Below are 23,328 nucleotides of genomic sequence, written 5' to 3'. Positions count from 1 at the left end.
AGAGTTATATTGAGAAATAGCCTCGATCAAGACTTATACCATACAGAGAAAGCATCTGTATGGGATCAATAAATAAGCTATCTGCTGAACTCTGTAATTTATTTATATGATGATAAATAAAGGAGCGGATGTCATGAAATATATAAATGCAGCAGAAGTATTACCAAAATATTTGTTAGCCGAAATTCAAAAATATATAAGAGGAGAAATCTTATATATCCCCATCGGGGATGAACATTTAAAATGGGGAGAGAAGAATGACTCTAAAAGTTATTTTGAAATTAGAAATAAACAAATAAAAAAACAATATAAAAATGGGGATACTTTAGAACAAATATCTCAAGAATTTGGATTAGCATATGAAACAGTACGAAAAATAGTATATAAAACATAAAAGTATTGAGGGCTTGAAAACATTTCGAGCCCCTCTTTTTTGGGTATAGAATAGCTATAGATAAGATTGGAATTTATATCATATATAGTATTGCTTATAATAATAGTCAAAAAGGAGAATTAGTATGGAAATAAAGTTCAGGAATTATACAAATCAAGCAGGCATTACAGAAGACTATCATAAGGTTAGAGCATTTTTTACAAGATTAGGATATGCAGAATTTACATATACAAGATGGGATTGGATGGCAACTCATGGTTATCTAGATAAATCTGCAGTAAATAGAACTGGTCTGTGGGAAGACAATGATAAGATTGTAGGAGTAGCAACCTTTGATTGTCAGCTGGGACAATCTTTTTGTTTAACTTTGCCAGAATATACATTCTTAAAGAAGGAATTGTTATTATATGCAATAAATAATCTTTCTAAAGATGAAAAGTTTGGAATTACAATTGGAGACACAGATTTAGAATTTCAAGATATTGCGGCCAATCTTGGCTTTATTGCTACAGTTCAGAAAGAAAATGATGCCATTTTTTATTTAGATAAAACATCCACCGATTATAATTTGCCAGAAGGATTTTATATTACTACAATGAAAGAAACCTATGACATTTATCAATATGGTCGTGTATTATGAAAAGGATTTAATCACGAGCTAAATGGTGAAGGAGATTTTAAATTTTCTAAAGAGGATGAACAAGCTGGAAAAGAAGAGATGATCCGTCCTAATGTGGACTTAAACTTAAAAGTTGCTGTCGTCGCACCAGATGGAAATTTTGTTTCTTATTGTGGAATGTGGTATGACCCAGAGGTAGGCTATGCAGTGGTAGAGCCAGTAGCAACGGATCCTGATTATCGCAGAATGGGATTAGGGAAGGCAGCAGTTTTAGAGGGGATAAAGCGCGTGGGTAAACTTGGAGCAAAAACAGCTTGGTGGACTCTTCTCAGCAGTTCTATTATAGTATTGGCTTTCGTCCATTCGCTACCTCTACTATATGGGAAAAGAAGCTGAAAGAATAATTTCTATGGACTAAATCATGAACTAGCATCACCATTCAAGTTGAAGGATATTATACCATCTAAAAAAGCTACGTGTAATCTAACCGTAGCTTTTTATTCTTATTAAATTGTCATTTTTACTCTCTTCATTATCCTATTATAATCCAAAATTCTTATTTTTCTCCTATATCTATACTGCTTCTTCCTTATAATATTGAGCTTGGGAGTTCCATAGCTCGTAATATTTTCCATTCTCGTCCTTGACCAACTCATCATGATTTCCTTTTTGAATTATCCTTCCTTCGTGGAATACTACTATTTCATCACAGAATCTACAGGAAGATAGTCTATGGGATATATATAAGGCAGTCTTTGTTCCTACTATTTCATTGAATTTAGAATATATTTCAAATTCTGCTATAGGATCTAATGCTGCTGTTGGTTCATCTAAGATTATAATAGGTGCATCACGATATAAGGCTCTAGCTAATGCTATCTTTTGAGCCTCTCCTCCTGAAATCTCTACCCCATTTTCATCAAAATCCTTATATAAAGGTGTTTGAATTCCTTTAGGCATATTATTTAATCTTTCCCCTAACCCAGCTTTAACTAAAACATCTTTTACCTTATCTTCATCATAATCCACAGATGCAGCTACATTTTGGCCTAAAGAAAATGAGAATAGCTTAAAATCTTGAAATACTATGGAGAATAGATTCAGGTATTCATCATAATCATATTTCTTTATATCTATACCATTTAAAAGTATTTCTCCTTCATCAGGGTCATATAGTCTACATAATAGCTTAATAAATGTAGTCTTTCCTGAGCCATTCATACCTACTATAGCGAGTCGTTCTCCTATATTTAATTTCATAGAGATATTCTTTAATACATAATTATCTGTTCCTGGGTATTTAAATGACACATTTCTAAATTCAATTTCATACTCATCATCATTTCTTTTTTCTACTGGCAATGTTCCTTTATACTTTTTCCCTTCTATGTTTAAGAAATCTAGATATAGCTGTATATATTGATTATTGATCTTTAAAGCTGCAATAGTTACTAAAAGCATACTGCTGCTGCTTATAAATTGATTTATACTTCCCGTATATTTAACTACATTTCCTATAGTAATAGAGCCCATAACTGCCTTTAATCCTATGAAAATATATATCAATCCTGTTAGTAATGATGAAATAAATCCGTTGGCTCCCCCATATTTCATATAATTTAAGGAAATTTCATCTGCAATTTTGTTAACTTCACCTATAACCTCTCCAAAGGCAGTATTAAACAAATTCTTCTGATTATACAACCTTATATCTTTCCCTGAATTATAGTCCACGATTTTTTCAAAATAAAAATTCGCTATTCTGTTATAATCTACTATTTTATTGAGGGAGTTGAAATATTCTCTCTCAGAATTTTCTTTTAATCTCATATTATAAATTGTACCAATCAATAATAGAATTATAAAAATAAAATTTAATATATTTGAATTTAAAAACCTTATGGAACTTTCATTAGATGTGACTTTAAATATGTCCACTATCATAACTAAACTTATAGGCACTATAACTAAGCATTTAATCAGCACTCCAAAATATTTAATTAAAGAATATATACCTCCTCCACTTTGATTTTGAGCCTCTTGTATCTTTGTACGCAGTAAATGAACCTCTGGATTTTCTATATGCTCATAATCCATATCAATTATCTTTCTATTTAATACCATATCTCGATTTTGCACCATTATAATTATAAGCAAATTCAATATATGCTCAAATCCTGTAGATGCTAGATAAATAATTAGATTTAATCCTATGGTAATGCCTACAAATACTATAAGTCTGTTCAAATAACTAAAATTTATCAATTCATCTACGATTTTAGCAGACATATATATATTCACAAAAGGTGCTATAGCTTTAAGAAATGATTCCAGTACAGCAACAGGCAATACCCATGGCTGCAATTTATGAATTTCCTTTAATCCCTTAATTATAAGTCTTAAATCATACATCAAACCCTTCTTATGCAATTTCCTCACCTCCGATTTTATCCTTGTAATAGTAAGACTGCATAGTATACATCTCATTATATTTTCCATTTTTACTCATCAATTCATTATGACTGCCGTATTCCCTTATCTGTCCCTCATCTAAAAATACTATTCTGTCACAAAATCTGGTAGAAGCTAATCTATGAGAAATAAATATGGAGGTTCTCTCCTTAGTTAATTCATTATATCTCTGATATATTTCATTTTCTGATATGGGGTCTAGAGCTGCTGTAGGTTCATCTAAGATTATAATAGGTCCATTTTTATACAATGCCCTTGCTAGCATTAGTTTTTGCAGCTCCCCTCCTGATAAATCTATGGCATCTTCATATATAGACTTCATCAATAATGTCTCTTTATCCCTAGGCAAGGATTTTATCTTTTCCATTAATCCTGATATATAAAGAACCTTGCCCAATTTTTCTTCATCTATATTTTCCTTTTTTTGAAGTGAAATATTTTCTTCAATGGATTTAGGTAAAAGATGGGTATCCTGAAATACTACAGAAAACAATGTATAATATTCATCTCTATTATATTCACAGGAATTTTTGCCATTGATATATATCTCACCCTTTGTAGGAGTATATAAACCGCAAATCAACTTAACCAACGTAGTTTTTCCTGCACCATTTACTCCTACTAATGCTAGTTTCTCACCTTTCTTTATATGGAGATTGATTCCCTTAATAGTATATTCCTCTGTATCTGGATATTTGTAATAGAGGTTTCTCAATTCTATATCACAGGGTAATTCAAACTCCTTAGGCAATTCTACCCCTTTTCCTCTATTCATCCTATCTTCCATATCAAAATATTCTCTTAAATCACAAGTTTCTAAATGTATCCTATTTAATTCATTTAAATTCTTTACTATGCCTGACAGCCAATTTGAAAATCCAGATATTGCTCCAAAATATAGTACAAAGTTACCTATACTCATATTTCTGTATAAAACCGAATAAATTAAAAAACCATATGAAATACCATCTCTTAAAAAAGCCAATGCACCATCTGCAAGGTTAGCTAAATATCTTCTGTAAATATTCTGTCTTTGTAATTCTATTCCATCCTTTAAAAACACATCATACATATCTTGAAACCAATAAGTCATATTATATAGTCTTAAATCTTTAGCAGATTTAAAATCTCCTGCTTTAGTTCTTATATACTCCAGTTTCTTTCCTACTGGTGAAAGCTTATCCTTATTTTTATACTCATATTTATTTGCATAATCCCCTATAAAATAATTAATTAATGAGGATATAGTCAAAAATCCTATTAGAAGTGGATGAATAGTAAATATTATACTTCCATATAAGGCCATTCCCACCATATTGGAGATTAAACCTATTAATACTGCGGTTATTGCCTGTGTTCCTGCTTCATCACCTATTGTTGCCATAATTGCCTTCATAAGCTTATCCTGACCTTTAGGACCATCTATATTTTCATAATCTGTATCTATGGATTTTTCTGCGTGTTTAAGTGTATATATATGTCTATACTTCATTCCACCTATTTGAGCTTTGAAATAGGATGCTTTTAACATACTTTCTACTATTATTATTCCTATTGTTGGTATCCCTATATTTATAAGAAATTGCCTTATACTTACTCCTTGAGAGATAGAGTCTATTAATATTTTAGGCATATATATACTGAGTAAAGGACCTATTACAATTAAAGGAATTTGAATAACAAAGAAAAGAAATAATCCTTTATCCCAACTCCACATATTCTTAATTAAATACATCATATTTTCTAATACTCCATACTTAGGCTTTTCTTCATTTTTAATTGCCATTTTTATCACCTCAACCATACTATAGCAACAAATCCAAATTTATGTACAAAAATAGCACCAATGGTCACTTTTATGACACTAATGGTACTATATGGGTAAAATTATCTCTGTTGCAAATACTCCCTCTTCATTTTGTCTATTGATGAAGCCATTATATTTGTTAACTATACTATCTATTCTTTTTAATCCAAAACCATGATTTAATCCTAGCTTTGTAGATATATATTCTAGATTTACTTTTTTTACTTCTCCACCTACAGAATTGGTAATAGATATATAAAGTTGACCTTTCATTTCTCTTATATATACTCTGATAAACCTGTCTTCTGGATTCTCTAACTTTATTGCTGCCTCCATAGCATTATCCATTAGATTTCCGATAATGACACATAGGTCTACATCTGCCACCTGAAGATTTTTTGGAACCGTTGCCTTTGCATTTATGTTTATTCCTTGACTAATGGCCATGGATAATTTACTATTTAGAATTGCATCCACCATTAAATTCCCTGTCTTTAGTACAGTATCTATATTGGTCAAATCCTTATCTAAATCATTAAGATACTCATCCATATCTTCATATTTTCCTAAAGAAAGATATGCCTTCATTACCTGTATATGATTATGATAATCATGTCTCCAGCCTCTCATCTGTTTATATATATTTTCTACTTCAGTATAATGCTTTGAGATAAGGTCATTTTGATAGTTAGTAATTCGCCTATCTACTATTTTATTTAGTATGTATCTGATTATAAAGAAAATGCCTACCAGTAATAGAGGAATACCAAGTATAATAAATACCTTATTTTTAATTTATCTCACCCCTAAAATATTTTATAAAGGCCATATTTGTATTAGTATAGAGCCTCCTGCTTACAGGAATTACATCTCCATTGTCTAGTTCTATATCTGTTTTTCCTATTCTTTTTATATGTTTTAATCCTACTATATAGGATCTATGGCATCTTACAAAAGCATTTTGCTCTAATTCATTTTCTATAATTCCAATATTTTTACGAGTAGCATATTTTTCACTAACAGTATTTATATCTACTGTATGAGAAAAAGCCTCAATATAAATTATATCCTCTTGTTTTATTCTAATAGTTTCTCCTTCTACATCTATAAGTATTGTTTTTTCTTTCTTAGGAACTTTCTGTACAGCTTTATCTAAACATTCATATAGCTTTTTTTCTTCTATTGGCTTAATTAAATAATTAATTGCTGATACATCATAGCCTTCTCCTATAAAGTCAGGAATAGCGGTAATAAATATTATATTTAATAAATTATCACTTTTTCTTATTCTTTTTGCTAGTTCAATTCCATTTATTCCTGGCATTTGAATATCTAGCAAAAGTATATGATATCTTTTATCCATACTCCAGCTGAAATCGAAGGCTTCTGCACTATGAAAAAATTCAATTCCGAGTTTTATATTATTTTTCTTAGCCCAATTATGTACATATCTTTCCAATAATTCTACATGTATCTTTTCATCATCACATATGGCTATATTGATTCTCCCAATCATTTAGTTATCCCCCCCGAAAAATCCTATCACCATATTAGCCAATCTATTAAAAAATCTTCCAATTAAAACATACCACTTAGCCTTATTTACACTTTCCTTAATTAAAATATCTGATTCACAAATTACCTCCCCTTCTTTTTCTACTGTTGCCTTACCTATTTTTGTATTCTTTTCTATCGGTAAAGTTATATCCTCATTTATGTCTATATTAACTACTATATCTTCATCATTTTTAACTAGTTTTGAAAATCCATTTTCAACAAAAACATGTACTTCTGTTATATCACCTCGAGGAAATTCTAAAGTTTTTAAAGGCATTTCTTCATCTAAAAATATCTTATGAGAGTAATTATTAAGCCCATATTCCACTAGTATCTTAGCCATAGCATCCCTTATCTCTAAATCCTTTGCACCCATTACTATAGCTATAAGTCTCAAATCTTTGGTTTGGGTTTCCCTCCCTCTTATATTAAAGGTAGATACATAACAGTATCCAGCTTTATTCGTGAATCCTGTCTTTAGCCCATCTACTTCCTTTATTTCGTTGAGCAATGGATTGGTATTTCTCTGAAAATAATCTCTACTAACCATTTCTATTGATTTAATTTTAGCCGTTTCCAAAACTCCTGGATGATTTTCTATTATATACTGAGCTAATTTGAATATTTCTCTGGTTGTCATCTTATTTTGTATGCTTTTTTCTCCTATAGGAAGCCCTGTAGAGTTATAAAACACAGCATTTTCAATCCCTATTTCTTTTGCCTTTTGATTCATCATTTTTACAAAGTTTTCTTCAGTTCCTGCGATGTATTTTGCCAATGCGTATGTAGCATCATTTCCAGATACTACTATGGAGGCTTCTAAAAGTTCTTTAACAGTAAAATTTTCTCCTACTTTCAAATTAAAACTAGACCCTTTTATTTTAGTAGTATCTTTGTCTATGGTAATAATATCTCCTAAGGAGATATTGCCCTTTGATATTTCATCCATAACAATCAAATAAGACATTAATTTTGAGATACTGGCAATTTCAACTATTTCATCTATTTTATATTCTTCTAATATCTGAGCGGTCTCAGAATCTGCTAGAATATAGGATCTTAAATTTTCTTCTATTCCTATATTTCCATATACTATGGTATTAGTCATAATAATAATTATTAATAATAGTATAGCTGATATTTTTCTCAAAAAAATCTCCTCCCACTATATTGTAACAAATTTATATATATATTTATATAATGTATTAGGGATTCCGAGAAGTTTTACTAGGAAGATCTAATACATTATAGGGGGATTTAAAAATGGGTGAACGTAAAGGTTGTTGTGAAAATAATTCTAGTCTACTATTCTTCTTTTTGCTATTAGTAATTCTATTCTGCGGAGGATTTGGCTTAGGTTGTGAAAAATAGATAAAAGCAGAGAACCTAAATTCTCTGCTTTTATCTATTTTTATTTCCATTTAGGTATTCCTTAACCAATCCATTAAAGGAGGTATTAGTTACTTCTTCACATATTTTGATAAAATCTTCTGTTCTTGCATTTTTAAATTTATATTCTTCATAGTATTTATTTAATATCTTATATAGTGTTTCCTCTCCAAAGTCTTCTTTTATTCTATCTACAAACATAGCTGCTCTAGTATATACTAAAAGCCCGTAATCATCCCAACCTATAAACTCTGATAAAGGTTTATTTACTACTTCATTTTCACCTAAATACTGTACTGCATATTCATATCCTAACTTTATATCTTGGTCATAATATTCTTTAGCTTTCTTCTTTCCATGAACTTCATTAATGTATATTACCTCTGAATATGTGGTTAAACCTTCATCTAACCAAGGTTCCTTTACTTGATTATTTCCTACAATTCCATACCACCATTGATGTGCCGTTTCATGTACTATTACTTTTTCTAATATACTTATTAAATGTTTATGAAAATAGTCATTAGATATAAATACTATACCTGGATATTCCATTCCTGATGGAAACTCTGTATTAACTATTGTATATACACCATAAGGATATTTACCAAAAATTTTATTGAAGGTTTTAATAGAATTTTCCCCTATTTTTAAACTTTCATTTATAAGATTTGAGTCATTAGTTATAGAATAAACCTTAATTATGGTGTCCTCTACCTTTTTTTCCTTAATTATAAAATCTTTACTAGCAGCCCAAGCAAAATCTCTTATTAAAGGTCCTTCAATTTCATATATTTTCTTATCTCCCTTTCTGTTCTCTGACACAATGTTTCCACTAGAAGCTACTATTATATCTTTTGGAGTAGTTATAGAAACTTTATAATTAGAAACTTCGCTATAAAATGGATCCCCAACTTTATAGTATGGATCTAGATTCCATCCACTTTCGTCATATACACATAATATAGGATACCAGTTTCCAAAATTTATACCTTTATCATGATACCCAAACCTATCCTTAGTCGTAGGCAGTTTTACTTTATATTCTAGATATAACTCAGTACTCTTACCTTTTTCTAGTGACTTATCAAGTTTAATATGCAGTATAGTATCTTTATCTCCTCCTATACTCCATTCTAATTCTTTTCCATTTTGTATAACTTTCTCAATATCCATATCCCCTGATTCATAACTTAAAGAACTCATTTTTTCTTCCATATTAAATAATATAGGTGCATCTGCTAAGGATTTAAAAGCATTTGGATATAAATGAAAGTATATATCTTCTAAGTCTATACCTGTATTATTTACATAGGATACTGTTTGTTTTCCCTCATATGTCATACTCTCAGTATCTAAATCTACGTTAATCCTATATTCATTTATCTTAGATTCATTTATTTCATTAATATTTCTGGCTATAAGAGCATCTGCATTTAATGGTTTTCCTTGTTTACAACTGGTTAAAGATAGTATAGTAATCAGTAATAGTATTATAAATAATACTTTATTTTTTTTCATAATACTCCTCCAATACATAATAGTTTTAATATTACTATTTACTATGTTCTTAAATATTATTAATCTTATATTTAAAAAAGATTGAGTAAGAATCTACTCAACCTTTTATTGCAATTTAACTAGCTAGAGTAAGTTTCTTTATTCTATTTTTTTGTAACAGATATATACCTATCAACACTATCAATCCAAAGATATCTGTCCATAAGCCTGGTTTTAATAATAATAGTGCTGCTACTCCTAATGATATTCTCTCGTAAATTTTACAATGATCTATTAAATAATTTTCCACAGCACCTGCTAAGCATAATATCCCCAAAATAGCCGTTATTATTACGGGTATGGCACTGATAAATGGTAAATAAGTTACAGTAGTTCCTACTACATCCTTAACCATAATTAAAGAAGAGTCTACTGCAAATATATATGGCACAATAAATGCTGCAGAAGCGAGCTTCACAGCTTGAAAACCTGTCTTCATTGAATTTGCACCGGCTATTCCCGCACCTGCATAAGCTGCTAATGCTACTGGCGGTGTAATATCTGCTATTACCCCAAAGTATAGTATAAACAGATGAGCCGCCATTAAATTTACATTTAATTTTACAAGGGCTGGAACAGCCATTGTAGCCAAAACTATATATTTTGCTGTTGTAGGTAAACCCATGCCAAGGATTATTGATGCAATCATGGTAAAGAATAATGTCAATAGTAATTTACCTTGGGCTAGAGTTACTATAAGTTCAGCTATCCTAAGACCAAGGCCAGTTAATGTAACAACACCAACTATCATTCCTGCACAAGCACATGCACAAGCAACTCCAATGGAACCCTTAGCTCCTGACTCTAAAGCACTGAGAAAATCTTTGATTCCAAAGGAGTTATCTTTTTTAATAAATGATGCAGCTATTGCTATTATAATACTTATAACTATAGAATAAAATGCAGCTATTGTAGCTGTATAACCCTTAATCAAGAAAAATATTATGCATGCTAAAGGTATAAGTAAATAACCATCTGCTCTAAGAATCTGGCCTAATCGTGGTAACTGCTCCTTAGGCAAACCTTTTAATCCTAACTTAGAAGCCTCAATATGAACCATTGTTCCAACTGCAAAGTAATATAATATTGCAGGTATTGCAGCTGCTGCAATAATATGCAAATATGGTATTCCCGTAAAATCTGCCATTATAAAGGCGGCGGCTCCCATAACCGGAGGCATTATTTGTCCACCTGTAGAGGCTGCTGCTTCTACTGCTCCTGCAAAATAATTTTTATATCCTGTTTTTTTCATCAATGGTATAGTAAATGCTCCTGTTGTAACAGTATTGGCAACAGAACTACCAGATATAGATCCCATAAGTCCACTGGCTACTACTGCTGTCATAGCTGGCCCGCTTTTTAAATGACCTGTAAGAGAATAAGCTAAATCTATGAAAAACTTACCTACCCCTGTCTTATCTAAAAAGGATCCAAATAATATAAACATAAAAACAAATGTTGCAGATACTCCTATTGGAATACCTAATATTCCTTCCAAAGTCAAATACATATGAGATATTATCCTTTCCCATGTAAAGCCTCTATGACCTAATACTCCAGGTAAATATGGACCTAACTTTGCATATAAAAGGAACAGCATAGCAACTATAGGAAGCTCTGGACCTACAACCCTTCTCGTTACTTCTAGAGTAAGTAGTATTGCCAACCCACCAAAAAGCAGATCTACTGTTGTTGCATTTCCCCCCTTAGTTGAAATTTGATTTACAAATACAAATAAATATCCAAATACTACTATTACTAAAAGTATGAATATATAATCTAAAATAGACACCTTATCTTTTTTAGATTTCTTCCCTCCAGGGAACAATAAAAAACCTAATGTAAAGGCAAAGATAACATGAAGAGATCTCTGCTTAGCTGATAATAAGGTTCCAAAACCAGCAGTATAAAATTGAAAAGCAGACATCAATATAGCTATAACTGTAGTAATGATACCTATGATTCCAGTTAATCTTCTGACCTTTGAAGTTTCTATATCATATTCTTCCATTAACTTATCTACATCCATGGCTACGTCCGATTCTGTTATTAATTTTTTGTCACTCATCTTAAAACCTCCCTTACGATATAAGATATAAGCATAATTTTTTTTACATTAAACTCAACACTCATTCTAGGTTTTGTAAACTCTAAAAATTCATATTCATTATCATTTATAATTAACTTATGATTTGCCCTCTCAGCACCCGTTCGATATATTAAATTTTCCATAACTTCATTTATATCATATATTCTAAATCCCTTATCCGTAATCTCAAACTCATAAGGTGTTGTAAATGGTAAACCAGCACCATAGGATTGAAAATATGACTCCACCAATATAATATCACTTCCATTGATAATATAAGTTTCTGACACTGGAGTAAGTTGTACTGAATGGGTATATTCTATAGTAAAGCTTTCTCTGTTTCTAATCTGCCAAGATTTAATATAATCATTTGTTTTATAATCAGCCGCTATTAAAACTTTTACTGGACAAATAGATAATAATAAAAAAAGACTAAGAAATAATAAAGTTAATTTTTGATATAGAGGTAAGGTATTGAAGTTATTTTCAATACCTTTACCCACAAAACATACTTTATTTGATACCCTTTTCATCATAATATCGCTTTGCACCAGGATGTAGTTCTATTGGCATCCCCTTCAAAGCTGTTTCCAACTTGAGGTCATTACCTCTACTATGAGTATCTATTATTACTTGTCTTTTTTCAAACATTTCTTTAGTTAAGTTATAAACTAGATCATCTTCTAATTTATCTGATACCACTAGCATAGCCATTACTGCAGCAGTAGTTATATCTTGTGATTGCCCACTATAGGTATCAGCTGGTATAACCACTTCTGTATAAAATGGATAAGCTTCACTAAGCTTAGATATTTTATCACTTGCTATAGGAACTACTGCTATTTTTGAAGTCTGTCCAACTTCAGTAACTGCAGACGTTGGGATTCCTGCTGTTAAAAATGCTGCGTCTATTTGTTTGTTCTTTAACTGATCAGCAGCTTCATTAAATGACAGATAATCAGCTTTCCCTAAATCATCATAAGTCATTCCATGAACAGCCAACACCTGTCTAGCATTAGCCTCTACTCCTGAACCGGGAGCACCTATTGCAACTTTTTTTCCTTTCAGATCCTCTACTGTTTTAATTCCAGATTCTTCTGTCGCTATTATCTGAACTAGTTCTGGATAAATCATAGCCATACCACGAAGATTTGTTACCTTTTCTTTTCCTTCAAAAGCTTCTGTTCCAGTAGTTGCATAGTAGGTAATATCATTTTGTATGAAAGCTATTTCTGCCTCTCCTTTTGATATCAACCCTACATTTTCAACAGAAGCACCTGTAGATTGAACATTTGCATTTACTCCATCAATATTATCATTAAAAATTTTAGCTAATGCTCCCCCCAGCGGATAATAAGTACCTGCAGTTCCCCCTGTAGCTATAGAAATATAAATTCCTTTTGATGCAGTATTAGATGTACATCCTACTACTAAATACATCAATAATAGCAATACCACAGCAATTGATACAAATCTTTTTCTCATAAGATTTCCCCCTTTTCTGGAATTAATATTATATATTATAAATATTTTCAGAATATTGCAATATATAATATGTTTACTATTATATCAATTTACTGTGATATTGCAATGAATTTCTATTTAATTGTCTCCAACCCGCCCATATATGGTCTTAATGCTTCTGGGATAGTTACTGTTCCATCTGCCTGTTGATAATTTTCAAGAATTGCTGCGAAAGTTCTGCCCACTGCTAAGCCAGATCCATTTAGTGTATGAACAAATTCAACTTTTCCCGTCTCTTCTCTTCTATATCTAATATTTGCCCGTCTAGCCTGGAAGTCTTCAAAGTTACTACAGCTTGAAATCTCTACATATCTATTATAAGATGGCATCCAAACTTCTATATCATAAGTCTTTGCAGATGAGAAGCCCAAATCTCCACTACAAAGTGCTACTACCCTATATGGTAAACCTAATCTTTTTAATACCTCTTCAGCATTGCTGGTTAGTTTTTCTAGTTCCTCATAGGAGTTATCTGGATTTACAAATTTAACTAATTCTACCTTATCAAACTGATGATTTCTTATAAGACCTCTAGTATCTCTGCCTGCAGCTCCCGCTTCTTGCCTAAAGCAAGGTGTATAAGCTGTATAATATATTGGTAGATCTTTTTCATTTAATATATCGTCTCTTAGTAGGTTTGTAAGAGGGACTTCTGCAGTTGGTACAAGAAAATAGTCTTTACTTGGCAAATGAAACATATCCTCTTCGAATTTTGGTAACTGACCTGTACCTGTCATACTGTCTCTATTTACCATAAAAGGAGTTGCCATCTCTGTATAATTATGCTCTCCTGTGTGTAAATCAAGCATAAATTGTGTAATAGCCCTTTCAAGTCTTGCTCCCAATCCTCTAAATACTGTAAATCTAGCTCCTGTAATCTTTGTAGCAGATTCAAAATCTAAGATACTTAAACCTGTACCTATATCCCAATGAGCTTTTGCTTCAAATTCAAATTCTCTTGGTTCTCCAAATTTTCTTATCTCTATATTATCAGTATCATCTCTACCCTCTACCACAGATTCATGAGGAGTATTCGGTATTTGAAGTAAAGTGTTTTTTAGTTCTTCATCTATTTCTTTTACTTCAATATCCAATTCCTTTACTTTCTCTGATAGTTCTTTCATTTCAGCAAAGATATGAGATGCATCTTTCCCTTCTTTCTTAAGTTTAGGAACTTCCTTTGATGCAAGGTTTTGTCTTGCTTTCATATCTTCTACTTCCACAAGAATAGCTCTTCTTTTTTCATCTAATTCAAGAACTCTGTTAATTGAAAATTCGCCCTTTCTTTTCTGCAAAGCTTTCATTACTTCTTCTGGATTTGATCTTATTCTTCTAATATCTAACATCTCTCTAACCTCCTTAAATTTTTCACAGTCTTGAAACACAAATCTATTTGCTCACATAGATTTGATCCTAACGGACACTCCCAATGATAAATTCTACATTGAGGTTGGTATTCATTGCCTTTTTGTCCAATGAGCATAGCGGATTGTAGACAAAACGGACAACGAAGCGAACGAAGTGAGCGATACATTTGACCTACCATCAATAGCTTCGATTAACTTCGATTATTACTACTCAGTTATTTACGCAGTCTCACAACTCAAATCTATTTACTCGCTATGCTCATATAGATTCGGTGTTCGTTGCGTTTGACCTACTAAAGTTCACAACCTCTATTTACCCCATAGGGTATCATTCAGTGGTGTCCCTTAGGACCTAACGTTCACTAAGTTAGGTCATTTCCCGCAGTCTCGCAACTCGAATCTATTTACTCGCTATGCTCGTATAGATTCGGTGTTCGTTGCGTTTGACCTACATCAACTCACTATCGTTCGTTGTGTTAGGTCATAAAAAAACTCTCAGTCCCACAAATAGTAGGGACGAGAGTATTCCCGCGTTGCCACCCTAGTTAGCCAAAAGGCTCACTCGAAATTTATTAGCTCAGGGCTGGATTCAATAGTTCACTTTATCAATTTTCACCATCCATTGACTCTCTAAAAAAGTTACATATTTACTATTTCCCATCTTAGCCAAGTATTTAATTATAGATATTATAGCATAATAATTGCTATTGTCAAGGATAACTTTAAAAAAATTTTATTTAACTTACAATACAAATGAGATTTAAATAGAGACATCTTGATAAAAAACTCATAAACTTTTTAATTTATTTCTATTATATATTTGTCTAAATGGAGCATAACGGTCTTTATAGAGCAGACAATCTTAAAAATCTATATTAGACTATTTAATATATCACTGATATATAATATTATCCATTCCCGCCTTATAGTTAGTGGATACTAACTAGCCAAGGATAAATACTACTTTAAAAGGACGTGATTCAATTTTTATGGACAAGCCATTTGAATTTAAATCTACAAAACCTGATGCACGAGTAATGATTTTTCAAGTAATTGTGGTCTCATTGACTAGTTTTATACTATCCAGTCATATGGCAATAGCTATTCTCTTTATGATAATGCTTATTTTAATGATCTCCCATAATATGAAGGATAAAGCTATTCAAATGGTATGGAGATATATGATTTTATTAGCTTTATATAAAATCCTAGATATGCTGCAGATTCCTTATTTAACTATAATGTTTAATTTAATTATTTTATTGTTTATTCGTGTACTGCCTGCTTATATGTCTTCTATAATTATGTTGAATAAAATGCCAATGAATGAGATGATGACAGCTTTACAAAATATGTATATTCCACAAATGATTATAATACCTTTTGCTGTTGTTTATAGATATGTTCCAACTATTATACATGAGATAAACTGTGTTAAAGTCAGTCTAAAAATGAGAGGTCTAAATACTTCATTAATCGGTATTATAATACACCCTATGAAAACCATAGAAAATTTTATTATTCCATTATTAATAAGAAGCAGCAAAATATCAGATGAATTATCTGCAGCATCACTTTGCAAGGGCCTTGATATTGCAAATAAACGCACTTGTCTATCTGATGTCCGTTTCCAAGCTAGTGATGCTATTTATTGTTTAATATGCATTATCATTGCAGTCAGTCTTATTTATATGGATAAATCTGGATTTCTCCTATAATTCTATGGATAGCAGGAGGTGATTTACGTGGAGAAAATAATAATATCACAAAAGGAAAAAAAGGATGTAATTCAATTAGAACATGTTTATTTCACCTATGAAGGTAGTCATGAAGAAAATTTAACAGATATAAATCTAAGTATAAAACAGGGGGAATTTATAGTCATCACTGGAGAAAGCGGATGTGGAAAAACCACATTGACAAGATGTATCAATGGATTGATACCATCTTTTTATAAGGGTGAGTTAAAGGGGAAGGGAACTGTATGTAAGCAAAACATAACGAGTGAATCAATAAAAGAAAGATCATATAAAGTAGGTTCTGTTTTTCAAGACCCACGTTCACAATTCTTTACCATGCATGTAAAGACAGAAATTTCCTTTCCAAGTGAAAATCATGGTATTTCTACAGATAAAATGCAAAAAAATATTTCTAAAACGGTAGACAACTTAAAACTCCTACCATTAATGGAAAGAAAAATTTTTGATTTATCTAGCGGAGAAAAGCAGAAAGTAGCACTGGTTTCTGTTTATGCATTAGGATCAGAAGTTTATGTTCTAGATGAACCTTCAGCAAATCTAGATGATGAAGGCACAAGACAGCTTTATGATATCTTAAAAATATTAAAAGAAAAGGGATGCACCATCATTGTTTCAGAGCACAAGCTCTATTATCTTAAAAACTTAATAGATCGTGTTATTTATATGAAAAAAGGTAGAATACAAGAAATCTTTAAGGGAGAAACATTTATAAATCACTCTCCAGATTGGTTTCATAAAAAAGGATTACGTCAAGTTGATTTAAAACATTTGAAAACAATGAAATCTAAATATCAATTTGATGATTTATATAGCCAATCTTCTCCTCTACTACGTGTCATAGATCTATCCTTTGGATATGGCAGAGACAGATTGTTATGGAACAATATATCCTTTGAAGCCTATACAGGAGAAGTCGTTGGTATTGTTGGAAGAAATGGTGTCGGTAAAAGTTCTCTGGTAAAGGTTTTAATGGGATTATCAAGTCCCAAACAAGGTAGAATTTTGTTGAATGAAAAAACAGCTGATAAAAGAAAACGAGTTAAAAATTCATCTTATGTGATGCAGGATGTAGATTATCAGTTTTTTGCTCCTAGTGTTATGGAGGAAATGCTTGTAGGATTTAATGATTCAGAAGAAGAAAAGGAAAGAGCAAATAAATATCTAAAATATTTTCAACTTGATGAATGGAAGGATTGCCACCCTGCCACATTATCAGGGGGACAAAAGCAAAGACTTGCCATTGCTATAGCATGTATGCATAATACAAATTTATTATTTCTTGATGAGCCGACTAGCGGATTGGATGCAGCCAATATGAATAGAGTCAGTCATATCATCCGCAAACTAGCGAAAGAAAATCGTAGTATCTTTGTCATTACTCATGATTATGAATTTGCAGTGCAAACCTTTGATTCCATATTATATTTTAATGATGAAAATACTGTGTCTAAAATGTCTTTAGAAAAGTATTTATCTAAAATTATATAAAAAAATGTTATTAAGAAGGAGGTTCACATGAATTCAAAAAAGAAAAATGAAACAATAAAAAATTTAATTACCATCGGAATCTTTAATGCACTATTATTAGTAGTATTTTGGATTATAGCATGTACTATAGGTTTCTTTCCACCTATTTTATTAGTATTGCCAATTATCTTAGGCCTTATTGGAGGCACTATATTCATGCTTATGATTGCCAAGCACCTATGAAGGGTGTGTTCATAATCAGCGGAGCTTTAATGGGCTCTACCCTAATCACAATGGCACCAAAAGCTATTATGTTCTGGGGAATTTTAGCAGGAGGATTTATAGGAGAGCTACTTTTTAATCTAATAGGAAGAAATAAATTTATAGCAGCTGTATCTGGATTTGCTTCTATTATGTTAGGCTACGCTCTTGGTGAATATATTCCATTTGTATATATGCAAGACGCCTACATAGCATTATATAAAACAAAAACTACAGGTACATTGCCTATTGTTCAGCAATGTTTAGAGATTATGAACCCAAATTTAATGATTATCTTATGTATTATAACAGTCACTGCTTCTGTTTTAGGGTGTTTATGGGGTAAAAGGTTACTTCATAAGCACTTTAAAAAGGCTGGAATTGTATAAGATGAAGTATAATTGTACAATAAAGATAGGATGTAAAACGGAAAGGAGTGTATAAAATGTCATGGGAAGAAAAAACCTTTTTTGGCGATAATATAACTACTTTTTCTCAAAGTAAAGATTGTACAATTTATCGAATGAAAGATGAGTCCGGTGATGGCATTATGACAGCAATCAAGGTATTCCCAGGAATTACTTTAATATATAATGATTTTCATATGAAAATTGTTCCTCACAATTCCATACAAAGGCTGATTTTCTTTGCATCGATTTCTGCCGCGAAGGAAGAATCGAATGGAAATTGGATAACGATACCTATGTATATATGAAAGCCGGTGACTTGCAGATAAATGGTCGAGAAAACCATATTCAAAACTTTGGATTTCCTCTTAATCATTACCATGGAATATCATTAGTATTTCATATTGAAGAAGCAGAGAAGGTTACAAAACTATATGGAGGATTTTCTATTGATTTAGCTGCTTTAAGTAAAAAGTTTTCCATGTTAAATAGACCTTTTATTATTCAAGCAGATAAGGTAATAGCACATATCTTTTTGGAGCTCTATACAATACCTAATAAAATAAAGAACGATTACTTGAAAATAAAAATTTTAGAACTACTGCTCCATTTAAGCATTTTAGAGATTCCCAAAAACTTTGATAAAAGACCATACTATTATAAGACTCAAGTTGAAAAAGTAAAGGCAATCCAAGAGTTTATTACCACGAATTTAGAGGATCATTATACATTAGATGAGCTTTCAGAAAAATTCAATATTCCTTTAACTTCAATGAAATTATGCTTTAAAGGGGTATACGGGACTTCAATATATTCTTATATGAGAGCGTATCGTATGAACAAAGCTGCTATTATGTTAAGACAAACTAAGGAAAACATCTGTGATATAGCTCATAAAGTCGGATATGATAATTCAAGTAAATTTGCATCAGCCTTTAGAGCTGTTATAGGAAAATCACCAAAGGAGTATAGAAATTCCATTGTCTAAATGGAGTATCATGGACCCATTAGAGTAGATAGGTTACTAAATATAAAATATAATTGGGAATAGTTAAACAACTATTCCCAATTTTTATGAACCTTAATTTTAGAAAGGAGATTATTATGAATAAAGAATCTTGGTTAAAAACCGTTATGAAATTCGCAAAACCATGTAAGAGAAAATTATTTTTTTCTATTTTTCTAGAAGTCATTAGTGTAGCTGGAGGCATAGTTCCTTATTTTGGAGTATATCAAATAATCATTCTCTTCTTCGAAGGAAAACAGTCTGTACGTGATATATTATTTTGGACATCCATTTGTCTCTTAGGATATGTAATTAAGTTGTTATTCCATGCATTTTCAACAACACTATCACATATCTCCGCTTATACAGTTTTAGAAGGAATGAGAATGGCTATGGCAAATAGATTGATGCATGCACCCCTCGGTACAGTATTAAATCAAACAGTGGGAAATTTAAAAAGCATTATAATAGATAGAGTAGAAACAATTGAACTTCCTCTGGCACATTTAATCCCAGAAGGATTTTCAAATCTATTATTACCAATTTGCGTTTTCATCTATCTTTTCGTAATAGATTGGCGTATGGCATTAGCATCAATTATAACAATTCCCATTGCTTTTATTGCATATGGTTTTATGATGCGAAACTTCAATGAAAAATATAGTGACTATATGGAAGCTAGTACCTATGTCAATGGAGTCATTGTAGAATATGTAGAAGGGATAGAGGTTATTAAAACCTTTAATCAATCTACAACCTCCTATGAAAAGTTTGAAAAAGCCATATACTCTTTTAAAGAGTACACCTTGGACTGGTTTAGAAGTACATGGAAATTAATGAATTTTGGAGGAGCTGTTCTACCCTCTACTTTACTTGGTACATTACCTATAGGAATTCTCCTTTACAAACAAGGAAGTTTAAGTCCAGCAGAGCTTACTATGTGTATGATTTTATCTCTGGGAATTATAGGACCACTAACAAGCTTTACAGTATTCATCAATGACTTAAAATCTATTGAATATGCTGTAAAAGATGCTGATGAACTACTTAATTTGATAGAACTGGAAAACACAGATAAGTTTGTTTCTATTAAAGAATATGATATTGAATTAAATAATGTCTCATTTTCCTATGATGGTACACACAGCAACGAGGTACTATCAAGCTTAAGTTTAAAGATTCCACAGGGAAACTTTACAGCATTAGTAGGCCCATCCGGTAGTGGTAAATCTACCATAGCAAGATTGATTGCTCGTTTTTGGGATGTAAGTGAAGGTGAAATAAAAATAGGTAGTACAAATATAAAAGAAATACCTCTTAGTCAGCTATGTGATATGGTTAGCTTTGTTACACAGGATAATTTCTTGTTTAACTGTTCATTACTTGAAAATATTCGTTTGGGCAACCCAAAGGCAACTGATGAGGAGGTTTTACAAGCAGCCAAATCTGCATGTTGTGATGAATTTATCTCCAATTTTGAAAAGGGATATCATACTAGCGCCGGTGAAGCCGGAGGAAGACTGTCTGGCGGAGAAAAGCAACGAATTGCTATAGCTCGTGCAATATTAAAGGATGCTCCAATCGTAATTCTTGATGAAGCAACTGCTTTTACTGATCCGGAAAATGAAGATAAAATCCAAAAGTCTATTGCAGCACTTACGAAAGGAAAGACATTGCTGGTTATTGCTCATAGGTTATCTACTATAAAAAGTGCAGATCAAATTATCGTTCTAGAAAAAGGAAAAATTAAAAGTAAAGGCACCCATGAAAAGTTATTAAAAGAGGGAGGCCTTTATAAGGATATGTGGACAGCACATATTGGAGCGAAGCTATGGGCGGTCAATCAAGAATGAGGAGGAATGTAATATGTTTAAGTCAATAAAAAGGATAATGACATGGACAGGAGTGCATAAAAAGAGATTATATATTGGGTTTATTTACTCTTTCATACACACTATGTTTATTGCAATGCCTATTATGGCAACAGCTTATGGATTGAATCTAATTTTAGAAGATATATCTGGAAAAAAATCATTATCCAGTAAAGAAATTATCTTACTAACTGTATATATGATATTTGCTGTCTTAGGAAGATTTTTATTTTCCTATCTTCGTGCTAAAACGCAAGAAAGTGTTGGATATGAGGTCTCTGCAGAAGAAAGAACTAAAATCGGAAATAGACTGAAAAGAGTATCCCTTGGATTTTTCAGCAATAATAATACAGGAGAACTAACCTCGGCTGTTACAACGGATTTATCTTTCATTGAGATGCACGGAATGAAGATGATTGATACAGTAATAAACGGATATATCAGTGCTTTTACTATGGTATTATGTATGGGGTTTTATAATATATGGATTGCAGTAACTGCCGTAACAGGAATACTATTATCTGCAGTATTCCTAAAACTCTTAGGAAATAAAAGTAATCAGAATGCTCCTATTCATCAAAGAGCACAAGACACTATGATAAATGCAACTATTGAATATGTTAGAGGAATGCCTGTAGTAAAGGCCTTTAAACAAGAAGGTGTTTCAATAGACGGGATTCGTGACGCTTACAAATCCAGCAAAGATATTAATCTTAAAATTGAAAAGAATTACGTTCCATATAACACAATGCATCATTTTGTGTTAAAGGCGGCATCTGTATGTATTATAGCTATTTCTTCTATTTTTGCTATAAATGGAACTATGGATCTACCAACTATGCTAATGATGATTATCTTCTCTTTTGTTATCTTTGGTAGCGTAGAAACCATCAATAATGCAGCTCACGTTCTAAAAATCATAGATGCTACTTTTAATAAATTAGAACCCATTGAAAATGCAGAATTTATTGATCATAATGGTAAGGATATTTCCTTGAGTAATTATAGCATTGAATTTCAAAATGTATCCTTCGCTTACGATAACAAAAATGTGTTAAACAACATATCATTCCAAATTCCACAAAATACAACTACTGCCATCGTTGGTCCATCCGGTAGCGGTAAAACAACTATATGTAACCTGATTGCCAGATTTTATGATGTAAATGAAGGAAGTATTAAAATAGGAAATGTGGATATTAGAGAAATGACCTGTGACAGCTTATTAAAAAATATTAGCATGGTATTTCAAAATGTATATTTATTTCATGATACTATTCTAAATAATATTAAGTTTGGAAAGCCAGAAGCTAGCTTCGATGAAATTGTAGGAACAGCAAAGAAAGCATGCTGTCATGAATTCATCATGAATCTTCCCCAAGGTTACAATACTATCATAGGGGACGGTGGTTCTACTCTCTCCGGAGGTGAAAAACAAAGAATATCTATTGCAAGAGCTATGTTAAAGGATGCTCCAATAGTCATATTAGATGAAGCTACGGCTAGTATTGACCCGGAAAATGAGCATTTTATTCAGCAAGCCATTAGTGCTTTGGTACATGGAAAAACCATTATCACCATAGCCCATCGCTTAGCTACTATCCAAAATGCAGATCAGATACTTGTAGTAGATAATGGACAAATTGTGCAAAGAGGTATTCATATGGATTTAATAGAAGAAGCAGGTATTTATAGGCGTTTTATTGGAATTCGCGAGAAAGCAGAAGGATGGATGATTGCGTAGTTGATTCTTCTAGTTTTAAAATACTAAAAATATA

The 23,328-nt window shown here is 31.6% G+C and carries 21 protein-coding genes; 11 read left to right on the top strand and 10 right to left on the bottom strand.

Features of this window, described 5'->3' with window-relative positions; genetic code table 11:
- The first annotated feature begins 133 nt into the window (after positions 1–133).
- The 3 genes from CIW83_RS00395 (at position 134) to CIW83_RS00385 (ending at position 1,409) form a co-directional block, all read left to right on the top strand.
- Positions 134–394 (top strand): CD3324 family protein, encoded by a 261-nt coding sequence (locus CIW83_RS00395; RefSeq protein WP_094898710.1) that lies wholly within the window; start codon positions 134–136, stop codon positions 392–394.
- 124 nt (positions 395–518) lie between these two features.
- Entirely contained in the window at positions 519–1,034 is a 516-nt protein-coding gene (locus CIW83_RS00390; RefSeq protein WP_094898709.1) for a hypothetical protein, read from the top strand.
- A gap of 78 nt (positions 1,035–1,112) precedes the next feature.
- Entirely contained in the window at positions 1,113–1,409 is a 297-nt protein-coding gene (locus tag CIW83_RS00385) for a GNAT family N-acetyltransferase (protein ID WP_094898708.1), read from the top strand.
- 177 nt (positions 1,410–1,586) lie between these two features.
- On the opposite strand, the gene CIW83_RS00380 is transcribed toward CIW83_RS00385, so the two are convergent.
- The 10 genes from CIW83_RS00380 to serS all read right to left on the bottom strand — a co-directional run bounded on the left by CIW83_RS00380 (position 1,587) and on the right by serS (position 14,757).
- On the bottom strand, positions 1,587–3,443 hold the full coding sequence (locus CIW83_RS00380) for an ABC transporter ATP-binding protein (RefSeq protein ID WP_158219973.1): 1,857 nt from the start codon (positions 3,441–3,443) through the stop codon (positions 1,587–1,589).
- A complete protein-coding gene (locus tag CIW83_RS00375; protein ID WP_158219972.1) occupies positions 3,436–5,271 on the bottom strand; it encodes an ABC transporter ATP-binding protein in 1,836 nt (611 codons plus the stop codon). Before CIW83_RS00375 ends, CIW83_RS00380 begins: the two co-directional genes overlap by 8 nt.
- Positions 5,272–5,358: 87 nt before the next feature.
- Positions 5,359–5,964, bottom strand: a complete 606-nt coding sequence (locus tag CIW83_RS00370; RefSeq protein WP_255374246.1) for a sensor histidine kinase — start codon at positions 5,962–5,964, stop codon at positions 5,359–5,361.
- A gap of 118 nt (positions 5,965–6,082) precedes the next feature.
- Positions 6,083–6,808, bottom strand: coding sequence for a LytTR family DNA-binding domain-containing protein (locus CIW83_RS00365; protein WP_094898704.1), 726 nt, complete (start codon positions 6,806–6,808; stop codon positions 6,083–6,085).
- Positions 6,809–7,999, bottom strand: a complete 1,191-nt coding sequence (locus tag CIW83_RS00360; protein WP_094898703.1) for a D-alanyl-D-alanine carboxypeptidase family protein — start codon at positions 7,997–7,999, stop codon at positions 6,809–6,811. It lies immediately after the preceding gene.
- A gap of 251 nt (positions 8,000–8,250) precedes the next feature.
- Positions 8,251–9,759, bottom strand: a complete 1,509-nt coding sequence (locus tag CIW83_RS00355) for a M1 family metallopeptidase (RefSeq protein ID WP_235601184.1) — start codon at positions 9,757–9,759, stop codon at positions 8,251–8,253.
- 115 nt (positions 9,760–9,874) lie between these two features.
- Entirely contained in the window at positions 9,875–11,866 is a 1,992-nt protein-coding gene (locus CIW83_RS00350; protein ID WP_094898701.1) for a TRAP transporter permease, read from the bottom strand.
- Positions 11,863–12,423, bottom strand: coding sequence for a DUF1850 domain-containing protein (locus tag CIW83_RS00345; protein WP_094898700.1), 561 nt, complete (start codon positions 12,421–12,423; stop codon positions 11,863–11,865). Before CIW83_RS00345 ends, CIW83_RS00350 begins: the two co-directional genes overlap by 4 nt.
- Complete coding sequence (locus CIW83_RS00340) at positions 12,401–13,372, bottom strand: TAXI family TRAP transporter solute-binding subunit (protein WP_094898699.1); 972 nt, start codon at positions 13,370–13,372, stop codon at positions 12,401–12,403. The genes CIW83_RS00345 and CIW83_RS00340 overlap by 23 nt, the downstream gene beginning before the upstream one ends.
- Positions 13,373–13,485: 113 nt before the next feature.
- Entirely contained in the window at positions 13,486–14,757 is a 1,272-nt protein-coding gene (gene serS, locus CIW83_RS00335) for a serine--tRNA ligase (protein ID WP_094898698.1), read from the bottom strand.
- Between the two features lie 1,010 nt (positions 14,758–15,767).
- On the opposite strand from serS, the gene CIW83_RS00330 reads away from it, so the two are divergent.
- The 8 genes from CIW83_RS00330 to CIW83_RS00305 all read left to right on the top strand — a co-directional run bounded on the left by CIW83_RS00330 (position 15,768) and on the right by CIW83_RS00305 (position 23,294).
- Positions 15,768–16,496, top strand: a complete 729-nt coding sequence (locus tag CIW83_RS00330) for an energy-coupling factor transporter transmembrane component T (protein WP_094898697.1) — start codon at positions 15,768–15,770, stop codon at positions 16,494–16,496.
- Between the two features lie 27 nt (positions 16,497–16,523).
- Entirely contained in the window at positions 16,524–18,026 is a 1,503-nt protein-coding gene (locus tag CIW83_RS00325; protein ID WP_201259599.1) for an ABC transporter ATP-binding protein, read from the top strand.
- Positions 18,027–18,053: 27 nt separating this feature from the next.
- Positions 18,054–18,248 (top strand): MptD family putative ECF transporter S component, encoded by a 195-nt coding sequence (locus tag CIW83_RS24125; RefSeq protein ID WP_201259598.1) that lies wholly within the window; start codon positions 18,054–18,056, stop codon positions 18,246–18,248.
- 29 nt (positions 18,249–18,277) lie between these two features.
- Positions 18,278–18,655 (top strand): MptD family putative ECF transporter S component, encoded by a 378-nt coding sequence (locus CIW83_RS24120; protein WP_201259597.1) that lies wholly within the window; start codon positions 18,278–18,280, stop codon positions 18,653–18,655.
- Positions 18,656–18,711: 56 nt separating this feature from the next.
- Entirely contained in the window at positions 18,712–18,981 is a 270-nt protein-coding gene (locus CIW83_RS22505; protein ID WP_201259596.1) for a hypothetical protein, read from the top strand.
- The gene (locus tag CIW83_RS00315) at positions 18,954–19,661 is read left to right on the top strand and encodes an AraC family transcriptional regulator (RefSeq protein ID WP_201259595.1); all 708 of its coding nucleotides are present in this window, start codon (positions 18,954–18,956) and stop codon (positions 19,659–19,661) included. Before CIW83_RS22505 ends, CIW83_RS00315 begins: the two co-directional genes overlap by 28 nt.
- A 116-nt stretch (positions 19,662–19,777) precedes the next feature.
- Positions 19,778–21,532, top strand: coding sequence for an ABC transporter ATP-binding protein (locus CIW83_RS00310; RefSeq protein ID WP_094898695.1), 1,755 nt, complete (start codon positions 19,778–19,780; stop codon positions 21,530–21,532).
- Positions 21,533–21,545: 13 nt separating this feature from the next.
- Entirely contained in the window at positions 21,546–23,294 is a 1,749-nt protein-coding gene (locus CIW83_RS00305) for an ABC transporter ATP-binding protein (protein ID WP_094898694.1), read from the top strand.
- Positions 23,295–23,328 lie beyond the last annotated feature (34 nt).

The organism is Tissierella sp. P1 (assembly GCF_002266425.1).
Lineage (GTDB): Bacteria > Bacillota > Clostridia > Tissierellales > Tissierellaceae > Tissierella > Tissierella carlieri.
This window is presented reverse-complemented; position numbering and strand designations above follow the sequence as displayed.

Excerpts from the sequence above, each read along its gene's own strand:
- CIW83_RS00395 (WP_094898710.1), top strand. The coding sequence starts at position 134 with ATGAAATATATAAATGCAGCAGAAGTATTACCAAAATATTTGTTAGCC.
- CIW83_RS00390 (WP_094898709.1), top strand. The coding sequence starts at position 519 with ATGGAAATAAAGTTCAGGAATTATACAAATCAAGCAGGCATTACAGAA.
- CIW83_RS00385 (WP_094898708.1), top strand. The coding sequence starts at position 1,113 with ATGATCCGTCCTAATGTGGACTTAAACTTAAAAGTTGCTGTCGTCGCA.
- CIW83_RS00375 (WP_158219972.1), bottom strand. The coding sequence starts at position 5,271 with ATGGCAATTAAAAATGAAGAAAAGCCTAAGTATGGAGTATTAGAAAAT.
- CIW83_RS00365 (WP_094898704.1), bottom strand. The coding sequence starts at position 6,808 with ATGATTGGGAGAATCAATATAGCCATATGTGATGATGAAAAGATACAT.
- CIW83_RS00355 (WP_235601184.1), bottom strand. The coding sequence starts at position 9,759 with ATGAAAAAAAATAAAGTATTATTTATAATACTATTACTGATTACTATA.
- CIW83_RS00350 (WP_094898701.1), bottom strand. The coding sequence starts at position 11,866 with ATGAGTGACAAAAAATTAATAACAGAATCGGACGTAGCCATGGATGTA.
- CIW83_RS00345 (WP_094898700.1), bottom strand. The coding sequence starts at position 12,423 with ATGATGAAAAGGGTATCAAATAAAGTATGTTTTGTGGGTAAAGGTATT.
- CIW83_RS00340 (WP_094898699.1), bottom strand. The coding sequence starts at position 13,372 with ATGAGAAAAAGATTTGTATCAATTGCTGTGGTATTGCTATTATTGATG.
- serS (WP_094898698.1), bottom strand. The coding sequence starts at position 14,757 with ATGTTAGATATTAGAAGAATAAGATCAAATCCAGAAGAAGTAATGAAA.
- CIW83_RS00330 (WP_094898697.1), top strand. The coding sequence starts at position 15,768 with ATGGACAAGCCATTTGAATTTAAATCTACAAAACCTGATGCACGAGTA.
- CIW83_RS24125 (WP_201259598.1), top strand. The coding sequence starts at position 18,054 with ATGAATTCAAAAAAGAAAAATGAAACAATAAAAAATTTAATTACCATC.
- CIW83_RS24120 (WP_201259597.1), top strand. The coding sequence starts at position 18,278 with ATGGGCTCTACCCTAATCACAATGGCACCAAAAGCTATTATGTTCTGG.
- CIW83_RS22505 (WP_201259596.1), top strand. The coding sequence starts at position 18,712 with ATGTCATGGGAAGAAAAAACCTTTTTTGGCGATAATATAACTACTTTT.
- CIW83_RS00310 (WP_094898695.1), top strand. The coding sequence starts at position 19,778 with ATGAATAAAGAATCTTGGTTAAAAACCGTTATGAAATTCGCAAAACCA.
- CIW83_RS00305 (WP_094898694.1), top strand. The coding sequence starts at position 21,546 with ATGTTTAAGTCAATAAAAAGGATAATGACATGGACAGGAGTGCATAAA.